10 protein-coding genes are annotated in these 13,538 nt (G+C 36.2%); 5 read left to right on the top strand and 5 right to left on the bottom strand.

The genetic code is table 11. The features are described 5' to 3' along the window. Window positions 1–86: 86 nt before the first annotated feature. Together C1634_RS24060 and C1634_RS24055 are read right to left on the bottom strand one after the other, a co-directional pair. Complete coding sequence (locus C1634_RS24060) at window positions 87–1,103, bottom strand: sugar phosphate nucleotidyltransferase (RefSeq protein WP_103234472.1); 1,017 nt, start codon at window positions 1,101–1,103, stop codon at window positions 87–89. A 147-nt stretch (window positions 1,104–1,250) separates the two neighbouring features. Beyond that, window positions 1,251–2,678, bottom strand: coding sequence for an oligosaccharide flippase family protein (locus tag C1634_RS24055; RefSeq protein ID WP_103234473.1), 1,428 nt, complete (start codon window positions 2,676–2,678; stop codon window positions 1,251–1,253). 100 nt (window positions 2,679–2,778) lie between these two features. Here C1634_RS24055 and C1634_RS24050 point away from each other — a divergent pair, with 100 nt between their 5' ends. Beyond that, window positions 2,779–4,116, top strand: a complete 1,338-nt coding sequence (locus tag C1634_RS24050; RefSeq protein ID WP_103234474.1) for a dihydroorotase — start codon at window positions 2,779–2,781, stop codon at window positions 4,114–4,116. A 206-nt stretch (window positions 4,117–4,322) separates the two neighbouring features. Then, a complete protein-coding gene (locus C1634_RS24045) occupies window positions 4,323–5,378 on the top strand; it encodes a tetratricopeptide repeat protein (RefSeq protein ID WP_123921563.1) in 1,056 nt (351 codons plus the stop codon). A 154-nt stretch (window positions 5,379–5,532) separates the two neighbouring features. Here C1634_RS24045 and C1634_RS24040 read toward each other — a convergent pair whose 3' ends face one another. The 3 genes from C1634_RS24040 to C1634_RS24030 form a co-directional block, all read right to left on the bottom strand. Continuing rightward, complete coding sequence (locus C1634_RS24040; protein WP_103234476.1) at window positions 5,533–7,830, bottom strand: GH92 family glycosyl hydrolase; 2,298 nt, start codon at window positions 7,828–7,830, stop codon at window positions 5,533–5,535. Window positions 7,831–7,907: 77 nt separating this feature from the next. Continuing rightward, the gene (locus C1634_RS24035; protein ID WP_109739274.1) at window positions 7,908–8,591 is read right to left on the bottom strand and encodes a response regulator transcription factor; all 684 of its coding nucleotides are present in this window, start codon (window positions 8,589–8,591) and stop codon (window positions 7,908–7,910) included. A 12-nt stretch (window positions 8,592–8,603) separates the two neighbouring features. Beyond that, on the bottom strand, window positions 8,604–9,857 hold the full coding sequence (locus tag C1634_RS24030; RefSeq protein WP_109739273.1) for a sensor histidine kinase: 1,254 nt from the start codon (window positions 9,855–9,857) through the stop codon (window positions 8,604–8,606). Between the two features lie 161 nt (window positions 9,858–10,018). On the opposite strand from C1634_RS24030, the gene C1634_RS24025 reads away from it, so the two are divergent. The 3 genes from C1634_RS24025 (at window position 10,019) to C1634_RS24015 (ending at window position 13,510) form a co-directional block, all read left to right on the top strand. Continuing rightward, complete coding sequence (locus C1634_RS24025) at window positions 10,019–10,429, top strand: DUF1573 domain-containing protein (protein ID WP_109739272.1); 411 nt, start codon at window positions 10,019–10,021, stop codon at window positions 10,427–10,429. A gap of 176 nt (window positions 10,430–10,605) precedes the next feature. Then, window positions 10,606–11,487 (top strand): SDR family oxidoreductase, encoded by an 882-nt coding sequence (locus tag C1634_RS24020; RefSeq protein ID WP_109739271.1) that lies wholly within the window; start codon window positions 10,606–10,608, stop codon window positions 11,485–11,487. A gap of 82 nt (window positions 11,488–11,569) precedes the next feature. Further along, window positions 11,570–13,510 (top strand): M1 family metallopeptidase, encoded by a 1,941-nt coding sequence (locus C1634_RS24015; RefSeq protein WP_109739270.1) that lies wholly within the window; start codon window positions 11,570–11,572, stop codon window positions 13,508–13,510. Window positions 13,511–13,538 lie beyond the last annotated feature (28 nt).

Raw genomic sequence — 13,538 nt, 5'->3', positions numbered from 1 at the left:
AAATACGTTGCAATATTAACGCCAAACCACACAAAATCTTTTGTGTGGCCTGATGATATCTTGTTTAAGTTAAAATTTTTCTATTGTTATTTAGACAGAAAATCTAAAACGGAATAGTCACCTAAAGAAATTTCTCTGGCAACCCCGAAATACTGTGCAGAATTACCGATCATAGAATTGGAAAGATTTCCATGATTGATTCTTGTGTTTTCCTGAATGAGAGAGTTCTCGATATTAGAGTTGACAATCGCTGTATTATTTCCTAATGAAACTCCCGGACCTATTTTTGAATTGGAGATTTTTACATTTTCACCAATAAAGCAAGGCTGAATAATCAGAGAGTTTTCAATCACAGCAGAAGCAGGATAATGCATCATTTCCTCTCTTTCGTATTCAAGGATTTTGCTGTTGGTTTCTACGGTAGCATTTTTGTTTCCACAATCCATCCAGTCATTTACCTTTCCTAGAGTAAACTTAGCTCCTTTTGCTCTAAGGTTTTCAAGTGCTGTTGTCAATTGGTATTCACCTCCGTTTTTAATATCATTATCCATGATGTAGTTGATCTCATCCATCAGTTTTTCTGCACTGTTGAAGTAATAGATACCGATGATGGCAAGATCTGAAACGAAAGTCTGTGGTTTTTCAACAAAATCTGTGATGAAACCGTAGTTATCCAATTTTACAACTCCGAAAGCAGATGGATCTTCAACACTTTTCACCCAGATAACACCGTCAGAATTTTTGTCCAACTGGAAGTCTGCACGGAAAAGGGTATCTGCAAAAGCAATAACAACATCTCCCTGCATAGATTCTTCAGCACATTTTATAGCATGAGCGGTTCCAAGAGGATCGTTCTGGTAATATATACTTCCTTTTGCTCCCAGCTTTTCAGCAATCTGAATAAGGGATCTCTCGATCTCAGCACCAAAATCTCCGATGATAAATGCTACTTCTTCAATATTTTCTCCTGCAACTTTAGCAATATCTTCCACCAATCTCTGTACGATAGGCTTTCCTGCAATAGGAATAAGAGGTTTTGGAACAGTCAGTGTATGAGGACGTAATCTGGAACCACGTCCAGCCATAGGAACAATAATTTTCATAAATTATATAAAAGATGTTTTTATTAGTTGTTTTTATATACGGTTAAAGATAATAATTAAAACCTTTGGTGGGGTATGATTTATATCTTTTTAAATATTTGTTTACAATAACAATGGTTTGTGTATAATCAAAATAAAGACCAAAGTTTAATTCTTTCTGATTCTCGATAAAATCAGGTTTTTTTCAGAATAAATCAAAATTCCGGTGAAGATCAAAAATAGTAAATTACTGGTTATGATATTGTAGTTGAGATATTTTACAATGACAAAACTAAAGATACTCAATAATATCAGGAAGAAAGCCATTTTCTTCATTCTGTAAGGAATAGGGTAATATTTTTGTCCCAGCAGATAGGATACGATCATCATAATAACATAGGCACTGAAAGTAGCCCATGCAGAGCCGATCATGCTGTGATAATAATTTAATGCTAAAAGATTGAGAGCGATATTAATACCCGCTCCAAGCCATGAAATAACAGTTCCTACACTGGTTCTATCGGTTACTTTGTACCAGGTGGAAAAGTTGTAGTAGATCCCGAAGCAAAGATTGGCAATAACAATAATCGGGATGATATCTATAGCAATCCAGTAAGATTTATTAGGAATAAAAACTTCTTTCAGCCAGGATATATTGGCAATAATTCCTAAAGCAACAGCACAGGCAAAAAAGGCAAAGTATTCTGCTACTTTAGCATACGTTTTTTTGGCATCGCCTTTATCCATTTGTTTAAAAAAGAAAGGCTCTATACCCATTCGGTAAGCAGTAACAAATAAGGTCATGAGTACAGCCAGTTTATAACAACCCCCATACGCACCCGCTTCTTCATCTGAAATATGGTTTCTCTGGATAGATTTATCAAAGTTTTCATTGACCATGAAAGCAAGTCCTGCCAGCATAAGAGGGAAGGAATATTTGATCATACGGCCAAACAAAGAAGTTACAAACTGGAATCTTACCTTTAATATAATAGGAAATAGTAGTAAAACTCCCAATGCACTTCCTGCCAAATTACTGAAGAATGGGTAATCTACATTTTGGTCCAACCCAAAACTTTTTGATATGTTCTCCGGAATCCAGAAGAATAATGCAGCTGTAAAAACGGCCTGAAATATAGCCTGAACGACCCTTACTGCAGAGTATTTGATAGGTTTGTTATGAAAACGTAGCCATGCAAAAGGGATCACCAGTAAATTGTCAAAAAAGGCAATTAAAGCAAACCATCTGATGTACTCAGGGTTATCATGGTATCCTGTATAGTCAGCAATAGGCTGGTTGAATAAATAACACAATGCAAGAAAAATAGTGGAGGTTGAAAACAAGAACCAAAACGAAGTGTTGAAAGTTCTTTTTTCATTACCCTCTTCAGCTGAAAATCGGAAATAGGCTGTTTCAAAACCAAAAGAAAGGATAATATTAACAAACGAAATCCACGCGTAAAGCTGTGTGAAAATCGCAAAACCGTCATTGGGGATTTTATAGATCAACAGTGGATTCAGGATGAACAAAATAATTCTGGGTGCTATAGCCCCCGCTCCATAGATGATTGTCTGCCCTAATAGTTTTTTGTACAAAGTCGAAATTTTTTACAAATGTAAAACTTTAAGCATTCGTTTTGTGATTTTGGAGTGAATTAAAACTTAAAATCTTAATTTTGTAGGGAAATAAATTGAAATGAAAGTTCTTATAAAAAACGTAAATATCGTCAACGAAGGACAAGTCTTTGAAAGCGATATCTTAATAGAAAATGATTTAATCTCTAAAATAGCTGTCGGTATTTCTGAAGATGCAGACCAAACCATTGATGGTTCCGGGAAATTTCTTCTTCCAGGAGTGATCGACGATCAGGTACACTTTCGTGATCCGGGGCTTACTCATAAAGGAGATATTGAAAGTGAATCACGATCTGCCATTGCAGGGGGAATAACAAGTTTTATTGATCAGCCTAATACAGTTCCGAATGCTGTTACTCAGGAATTGTTAGCCGATAAGTATGAGATTGGTGCCCAAAAAGCGTATGCCAATTATGGTTTTATGATGGGCGGAACCAATGATAATCTGGAGGAAGTTTTGAAAACAAATCCTAGAAATGTTCCGGGAATCAAATTATTCCTCGGTTCATCTACAGGAAATATGTTGGTGGATAATCCGGAAACGCTTGAAAATATTTTCAGCAATACCAAAATGCTGATTGCTGTTCACTGTGAAGATGAAGCTACAATCAGAGCTAATACTCAAAAATATATGGATGAATATGGGGATGATATTCCTGTAAAATTCCATCACCTGATCAGAAGCGAGGAAGCATGTTATAAATCTTCATCCAAAGCTATCGAGCTTGCGAAAAAAACGGGTGCGAGACTTCACGTTTTCCACCTTTCAACTGCAAAGGAAATGGAGCTTTTCCGAAATGATATTCCTTTAAAAGATAAAAAAATCACTGCTGAGGTATGTGTTCACCACCTTACTTTTACCAATGAAGATTACGAAACAAGAGGAAATCTTATCAAATGGAATCCAGCTGTAAAAACGCAAAAGGATAAAGATGCCCTTTGGGAAGCGTTACTGGATGACAGAATTGATGTGATTGCTACAGACCACGCCCCGCATACTGCAGAAGAAAAGAACAATGTATATACGAAATGCCCTTCAGGAGCTCCGTTAGTGCAACATTCACTGGTTGTGATGCTTGAAAACTATAAAAACGGTAAAATCTCCCTTGAGAAAATCGTTGAAAAGATGTGCCACAATCCTGCAATTCTTTTCAAAGTTGAAAAAAGAGGTTTTGTGAGAGAAGGTTATAAAGCGGATCTTGTTTTAGTTGATCTAAATGAAGACTGGACAGTTGCCAAAGATAATTTACTGTACAAATGCGGTTGGAGTCCATTAGAAGGAATGAACTTCCATTCTAAAGTTACCCACACTTTTGTCAATGGACATCTGGTGTATGATAATGGCAAAATTGCAGAGGAGAAATTTGGGGAGAGATTGCTTTTTGAAGCGAGAGAGTAATAAAGAGACATCGCAGCATGTAGTCTCGGATTAAGAGATTATTACAATAATTCAATAGGAGCGGGCTTTAGCCCGCTCTCTTTATTTTTGATCTTTCATCAGCTTCAGCCAAAACTTATATTAATTAAGAAAAAAGAGAAAATATTAGAGGTATACTTTTCATGAAGTTTTATTTAATTAGTTTTGTGCGGAAAAAATAATAATCAATGTATAAGTTCTTTTTAATCTTATTTCTCTCAGCTTCTTTACAGCTTAGCTCCCAAATAAACACTCAATTATTATCAAACACGTCATGGACACATGTGAAGTCTATTATGTTAGATGGGAGCCGAGATTTATCATTAGAGTCATATCGATTTTTGGTATGGAAGATTAAAGGAAATAACATATGTGAATCTATTGATCCTTGGGCTATAGAAAGAACAAAATGTAAAGATTTTAAATTTGAAAAGAACTTGATGAAGTTATCAGATAAGTCTGCTTATGAAATTGAAACATTAACATCAGATTCATTAATTGTCATACAGAAAGTAGATGGGATAACTTTTCCTGACAAAATAAGAAAGATGAAGTTTGTCAAAACATCTATTCTTGTGAAAAACTTTACAAATAATTCAGCAGGCGATTCCATTATAATTACTTCCAGAAATATTACTCCAACATTGACGAAAGGAATAATTACTGAAATGATGGACTTGTACTCGCAGAAAAAGTCTGTGCACAATTTTATTGTGGATGGAGAAGTCATAATTTCCCCAAAAAAACAAAAAATTGAAGTAAAAACAGATAATAAGAAACAGAATAAAGATAGCCAGAAAAGTATTGATTTATTCAAGACAACTTTACAGGAGGATTATAAAATATGGGATATAACAGGTTATGAAAATTTTGACAAAATTATTATTCCTTATCGATTGAAGAGTGAAATGGAAGATGGCTCTGGTAGTTTAGCTTTTTATAACTTGATTCCTTATCATGAAAGTAAAGGGATTGCAGTGAATGTAAAAGATAGGAGAGTTTCTTCGGAAAATTTCAACAAAGGTTTAGGAGCTATCAACAGCCAAAAATTTGATAATGCAATTTACTTTTTTAATCAGGCTTATGAATATGATAATACCAATACTGATGCACTTTATAATATAGTTTCAATTTCAATTGCTCAAAACAAAACAGATGTTGCATGTACCGCATTAAAAAAATTAAAAGATCTGGAACAAACTGAAGGAATTAAATTATACAACGAAAAATGTTCAGGAAAATAATAATGAATAGGAGCGGGCTTTAGCCCGCTCTCTTTATTTATAGATCTTCCATTGGCTTTAGCCAAAACTTATTCTTAGCACTCGCAGATCTGGGAGATTACGCAGATTTTTAAACCTAATCATCTGCTCAATCTGCTCAATCTGCGAGAATATTTTATTTTTTCGCTTTATTCCACATATAAAATGTAAGCTTCCCACCATTCATAATCTCAGAATGCTTCAAAGTAAAATTCTTAATCTCTTTTCCATTCAAAAGAACTTTCTGAACATATACATTTTTTGGACCCTGATTGATGGCTTCAATTTCAAAAGCTTTTCCGTTTTCCAGGTTCAAAACAGCGTTATTAACCGCAGGGCTTCCGATAGAATAATCTTCTGATCCCGGAGCGACAGGATAAAATCCTAATGAACTTAAAATATACCATGCACTCATTTGTCCGGCATCATCATTTCCTCCCAGTCCGTCCGGTGTAGCTTTATACTGCATTTCCAGAATATGGCGGATCTGTGCCTGTGTTTTCCATGGCTGTCCTGCCCAATTATAGAAATAAGCAACATGATGAGCAGGTTCATTCCCATGAACATACCCACCAATAATTCCTTCCCGGGTAATATCTTCAGTATCGGCAAAGAATTCATCGGGTAAATGCATAGTGAACAGCTCGTCCAGTTTGGATGCAAATTTTTTCTTGCCACCCATCATCGTGATCAGCTCATCAGGATTTTGTGGAACAAAGAAACTGTAGTTCCATGAGTTTCCTTCAATAAAACCTTGTCCATGCGTACTCAGCACATCAAAATCTTTTTTAAAGCTTCCATCTGCCAGACGTGGACGCATGAATCCAATGGTCTTGTCAAAATTATTTTTCCAGTTTTCAGACCGCCTGATAAACTGATTGTAAATTTCAGTTTTGTTTAAATGTTTGGCAAGTTGAGCAATAGCCCAGTCGTCATAGGCATATTCCAGAGTATTAGAGACTGAAGTTCCACTTTTCTCAGCCGGGATATACCCAAGATCAATATACTGTCCGATGCCCTCGTAATTTCTTTTGTTAGCAGTTTCTATGCATGCTTTTAACGCCTCTTCAGGATCACCTTCATAATTTCCTTTAATAATGGCATCAGCAACCACACTTACACTGTGATAGCCACTCATACACCAGTTATCATTGGCGTAATGTGACCAGATAGGCAGCATTTTCATAGAAAACTGATTATAATGAGCCATCATAGACTTTACCATATCACTGTTTCGCTTGGGCTGGATAATATTAAAGAAAGGGTGAAGGGTACGATAGGTATCCCATAAAGAGAAGGTAGTATAATTAGTAAAACCTTCCGCCTTATGAATATTCTGATCCAATCCTTTATATTCTCCATTGACGTCCATATAAGTGGTAGGATTGATAAAAGTATGATACATTGCAGTATAAAAATTCGTCTTTTCCGTATCAGAACCTTTGATGACAATTTTATTTAATTCCTTATTCCAGTTGTTCTGAGCTTGGGTTTTAATCTGATCAAAATTCATACTTCCAGCCTCTTTTTCCAGGTTTTCCAAAGCGTTGGATTGACTTACGGGAGAAATAGCCAGTTTAACTTCAATCGCTTCATTTTCATTGGTGTCAAAATCAAAATACATTTTCAGATTCTTACCTGCGATCTCCGGGAAATTCTGATTCTGATCAAATTTTCTCCAAAATCCTTTATATACTTGTTTTTCATCATAGTTTTTCTGACCATATGATTTAAAAGGTTTTGAAAATGTCATCGCAAAATAAACGGTTCTGGTTCTCGCCCAGCCATTGGTTTGGCGGTAGCCTGTGATCGTATTTCCATTTTCTACGCGAACGTAAGTCCATACATTTTTCCCGTCATAATTGTAAATACCCGCCATCAGATCCAGGATGATGTGTGACTGGTCAGATTTTGGGAAAGTATAGCGGTGAATACCCACCCTTGGAGTTGCGGTCAGCTCTGCCAATATATTGTGGTCATCCAGTTTTACTTTATAGTATCCGGCCTCTGCGGTTTCGTTTTGATGTGAAAACCTACTTCTGTAACCGCTTTCAGGATGAGAAGCTGTTCCGGGATTCAGCTGAAGTTTTCCTACGGTAGGCATGATCAGAAAGTCTCCAAGATCAGAATGTCCTGTTCCACTGAAGTGGGTAGAGCTGAAACCTACGATGGTTTTATCTTCATAACGGTAGCCGGCGCAGTATTTGTAAACGTCACCATTGTATTTTCCGTTGAGTTCATAAGAGATTGTATCCGTTTCAGGACTTAGCTGTACGGCCCCAAAAGGAGTGGTAGCTCCCGGGTAAGTATGCCCCATCTTTTCGGTACCGATCAGTGGATTGACATATTGTACTAATTTTTCAAATTTTTGAGCTTTAAAGTGTACACTTAAAAATAATAGAAACAGAAAAACAATGGGTCTGTGATTTTTCATTAATGACAAATTTTCAAAGTTTAAAATTAATTAAAATCACCATTTGCAGTTTTATTTTACACGAATTCGTTCAATATTTATTTTTTTTCGGAAAAACGGAAACCTATTCCATGCAGGTTCTCGATTAAAACATCCTTTTCTTCAGCCAATACTTTTCGCAATCGGGAAATGAATACATCAAGGCTTCGTCCCATGAAATAATCATCGTCTCCCCAAATGGCTTTCAGGATATCCTGTCTTTTCACAACCAGGTTTTTATGGCGGATGAAATATAAAAGCAGATCAGATTCTCTTTGGGTAAGAGTAATACTGTTTTCTAAACCTTGAAGTGTGTAATTTTTGGGATCAAAATCATATTGCCCGACTTTATATTTCAGAGGAGAAGTATCTGTTTTTTTTGTACGCTTCAGAAAAACTTCAATTTTCAGGATTAGTTCTTCAATACTAAATGGTTTTACCAGATAATCATCAGCGCCTATTTTCAGTCCTTTGATTCTGTCTTCCTTTAAAGCTTTTGCAGAAATAAAAATAATCGGAATGTCTGAGTTTTTACTGCGAATCTGCTCTGCTACCTCAAATCCGTTCATACCAGGCATCATAATGTCCAGCAAACAAATGTCGAAATGTTGACCGTTAAATGCTTCCAGTGCAGATTCACCATCCGAATAGCAGCTGATGTCATAATAACTTTCCAGACTGTCTTCAACCAGGAATGCTATTGTTTTGTCATCTTCGGCATATAAAATTTTAGATTTCTCCATACTTACCCATGATTAAATTGAAAACGGAAAAAAAAGAGTGGTGGTAATTCCTTTGTCTTCATTATTCTCCACAGAAATTTTCCAGTGATGCTGCTGTACTACTTTCTTTACATAAAATAATCCCAGTCCAAAACCATTCACTTCCTCGCTTCTTTTGGTATGTACCCTGTAAAACTTTTCAAAAATTTGAGGAATATTTTTAGCCGGGATACCCATTCCGTTGTCTTTAAACTTTAAATATAAACCTTTTGAATCTTTATAGGATGAAATTTTAATAACAGGTTTTGTCTCACAATACTTGATGGAGTTATCTAAAATGTTGTAAATGATATTGGTAAAGTGAAATTCATCAGCCATTATGAAGGTATTGTTTTCAATATCTATTTCGATGCTGAGGTCTGTATTTTTGTGCTGTATGGTGTCTGCAATCTCCTGAATAAAGGGAAGCAGAATGATTTTTTGAGGTTTTAAAGACAATCCGGAAGCATCATTCTTTGCAATATTCAATATTTTTTCAATATGATTATTGAGCTTGTGGCTTTGGTTGATAATAATGGATGTGTAGGTCTGCAGTTTAGAATTTTCCTGCACCATTTCCTGCTTGTTGAGCGCTTCTGAAGCCAAAAGGATAGAAGACAGCGGCGTTTTGAACTCATGGGTCATATTGTTGATAAAATCACGCTGCAGCTCTGAAAATTTCTTTTGCTGAATAATGGTATAAATAGAATAAACATACACCAGAAGAATGATAATAAGAGCAAATGTAAGAAGATACCAGAACCTCAATGAACTGATCAGATACGTTGTTTTATCAGGAAAACGGATGGAGAAATAATAGATCAGATTTTTGTGCTTGGGAAAATTAATCACCTTATTGCTTGGGCTTTCCTGATGGGAAGTCATATACTTTCCATACACCATTTTATCACTGTGGCAGTTGTATAATGCATATACATAGTCTGTATTGATTTGAAAACGTGTGAATTCCGTTTTTAGATAATATTCAAGAACGATGGGATGAAATTCATTATTGATATTAACTACATAATAGTCATTCGCAATATTTTGTACAGGGTTTTCTGTATAAGAAGTTTTGCCTCCGGATAATTTCTCCGCGACTTCCATTAAGGCTATATTTACCTTTTGATTAAACTTTTTATCTTCAAGATTATAAGCCTGGCGCGTCCACATCAACTGAGCTATTAAAATCCCGATAATAGCTACAAATCCCAGTGTTATTATAATATTGAGTTTTTTTATTTTCATTTCCTGAAACAATATTATCCAAAAATATCTATTTATCTTTTATCATTAACAACTCGTTAACAAATGTTTGACAGCGGTTAACAAGTTGTAACCATAGTCTGTTTTACATTTGTTACATCGAAAGAAGATAATCCTTTTCTAACATATTAAAATTTATACTCATGAAAAAATTAAAAATCACAGCTCTTTTAGCTGTTTTAGCATTCTCTCCATTTTATGCGAATGTACTTACTTCAGATGCACCTTCAATCGTAAAAATGGTTGTAGATGCTATTAAATGGAAATCAGAATCTATAGATGTAGGAAATATTCCTCAGGGAAAACCAAAATTGATCAGATTTGAATTTACCAACACAAGTTCAAAACCAATCATTATACAAAATGTAGCACCTTCATGCGGATGTACTACAGCGGATTATACAAAAACTCCTATCCAGCCAGGAAAAAAAGGTTTTGTAGAAGCTAGTTTTAATGCAGCAGCGGCAGGTCCGTTTATGAAAACAGTGAACGTTACTACAAGTGATAGCAAAACGCCTAAAGCGCTTTCATTCAAAGGAGTAGTTGCTTCTTAGTATATCATTTAAAAAAGATAAAAAATAGCCTGGTACCTGTTATCAGGCTATTTTGTTTTCTAATATTTGATTTATTTTTTCAAATAATATAAAGAATAGTTATTTGTAGCATTATTTATCAACCTATTTTAAGGGATTGCATTTCAATATTTGTTATTTTTAAGAAAAAATATTTTATGAATCTATATACACAACCTATGCTGCGCGAAGGTGCACTAAAAGATAAAGTAGCGATTGTTACAGGAGGCGGAAGCGGTCTTGGAAAAGCGATGACCAAATACTTTCTTGAACTGGGTGCCAAAGTGGTGATTACTTCCAGAAATCTGGAGAAGTTGCAAACAACAGCTAAGGAACTGGAAGATGAAACAGGCGGTAAAGTTCTTTGTGTAGCTTGTGACGTAAGAAACTGGGAGGAAGTAGAGGCGATGAAAGAAGCTACTTTAAAAGAATTCGGAAAGATTGATATCTTATTGAATAACGCTGCCGGAAACTTTATCTCTCCAACAGAAAAACTGACTCACTCCGCTTTTGATTCTATTCTGGATATTGTTTTAAAAGGAACAAAAAACTGTACCCTTTCAGTAGGAAAACATTGGATAGATTCTAAAACTCCGGGAACTGTATTGAATATTGTAACAACATACGCGTGGACAGGCTCTGCCTATGTAGTGCCATCAGCCTGTGCAAAAGCGGGAGTCCTGGCGATGACAAGATCTTTGGCTGTAGAATGGGCGAAATACGGAATCCGTTTCAATGCCATTGCTCCGGGACCTTTCCCTACAAAAGGAGCTTGGGACAGACTTCTTCCGGGAGATCTTCAGGAGAAATTTGATATGAAAAAGAAAGTCCCGTTGAGAAGAGTAGGAGAACACCAGGAGCTTGCCAACCTTGCTGCATATCTGGTTTCTGATTACTCAGCCTATATGAATGGTGAGGTAGTTACGATAGATGGAGGAGAATGGCTTCAGGGAGCAGGAGAATTTAATATGCTTGAAGCAATCCCAAGTGAAATGTGGGATGCTTTGGAAGCAATGATCAAGTCTAAAAAATCAAACTAGTTAAAGTTATAGTAAAAAAAGCTCCCGGATGTGTAACAATTCCGGGAGTTTTTTTACCTATGTAGTAAATAATAATTTTCAAATGAATTTTAAACTTCCAACCCTTGTTTCGACTGTTGCAGTTGTATTATTTTCAGGGGCTGTATATGCGCAGCAAACCCCGAAATATGATTATGTAGAGGCATTTAAGCCGTTTTTCTATCCGCAGACAGGTACAGCAACCCGTTCTGCAAGCGGACAGCCGGGACATGCTTATTGGCAGAATTCAGCAGATTATCATTTGAATGTCAGTCTGAATGAAGATAAAAAAGAGATTACCGGTACTGCAGAAATTACCTATACCAACAACAGCCCGGATAAACTGGGTTTTCTTTGGCTGCAGCTGGATCAAAACCTGTTTGCAAAAGATTCCAGAGGAAATGGAGTCGTTCCGCTTTCAGGAAGCAGAAATGGAGCGCATGGCGAAGAATTTAATGGCGGGTACAAGATTAAATCAATCAAACTTGACGGAAAAAGAGAAGTAAGCTATACCATTACCGATACAAGAATGCAGATTGATCTTCCAAAGGAACTGAAAGCCAATGGAGGTGTTGCCAAAATAGAAATTGAATATTCTTTTGTTTCTCCTGAATATGGTTCAGACAGAATGGGAATACAGGACACTAAAAATGGTAAAATCTTCACCATGGCACAGTGGTATCCGAGAATGTGTGTGTATGATGATGTAATGGGATGGAATACCTTACCCTATCTTGGAGCTTCGGAGTTTTATTTAGAATACGGAGATATTACAGCCAATATTACCGTTCCGGCTAATCATTATGTAGTGGCATCCGGAGAGCTTCTGAATGAAAAAGAAGTCTACAGCAAAGAAGAAATCAACAGATGGAATCAGGCAAGAAACAGCGATAAAACAGTAATGATTCACCCTGAATCTGAAATTGGTAAAAATAAAACTTCAGGGACAAAAACATGGAAGTTTAAAATAAAACAGACAAGAGATTTTGCCTGGGCATCATCTGCCGGATTTATTTTAGATGCGGCAAAAATTGATTTGCCTAGTGGAAAGAAATCTTTGGCTATTTCAGCTTATCCTGCAGAAAGTGCCGGAGAAAAAGCATGGGGAAGGTCTACAGAATATACAAAAGCTGCCATAGAACATTATTCAAAAAAATGGTATGAATACACCTATCCGGCTGCCACCAATGTGGCAGGAAATGAAGGAGGAATGGAATATCCAGGAATTGTTTTCTGTCATATGGATTCCAAAGGAGAAGATCTTTGGGGCGTTACAGACCATGAGTTTGGGCACAATTGGTTTCCGATGATTGTGGGATCTAATGAAAGATTATTTGCCTGGATGGATGAAGGGTTTAATACATTCATTAACGGGCTTTCAACCGAAGCTTTCAATAAAGGAGAATATTATACCAAACCGAATCTTGCGCGCTCAGGAAGTTATCTGATGACAGATAGCCTGGAGCCTGTTATGGTAGGACCGGATAATATGAGAGAAAGAAATATCGGAGCTTTGGCGTACTACAAACCAGCAACAGGATTAGCTGTTTTAAGAGAAACTGTTCTCGGACCTGAAAAATTTGACAAAGCATTCAGAACGTATATAGACCGTTGGGCTTTCAAACACCCTACACCATGGGATTTCTTCCATACGATGGAAAATGTTTCCGGAGAAGAACTGAGCTGGTTCTGGAGAGGGTGGTTCTTTAATAAATGGAAAATTGACCAGGCGGTTAAAAACGTAAAATATATCAATGGAGACTTTAAAAACGGAGTTCAGATTACCGTTGAAAATATGGGTCAGCTGCCAATGCCTACAACCGTACAGATCAAATTCAAAGACGGAACGGTGCAAACAATGAAAATTCCTGTTGAAGTATGGAAGAGAAATACAGAATGGACATTCAAAGTAGATTCTAATAAAGAAATAGATGAGGTAAAACTGGATCCGAATTCGGTAGTTCCCGATATCAATATCGAAAACAATAGCAAAACTCCGGCATAGAAATTTTAGATTTAAAACAAAGAATTAT

The sequence above is a fragment of the Chryseobacterium viscerum genome (assembly GCF_002899945.2).
Classification (GTDB): Bacteria; Bacteroidota; Bacteroidia; order Flavobacteriales; family Weeksellaceae; genus Chryseobacterium; species Chryseobacterium viscerum.
The sequence above is the reverse complement of the archived record's forward strand: the minus strand, read 5'-3'. Positions and strand labels throughout refer to the sequence as shown.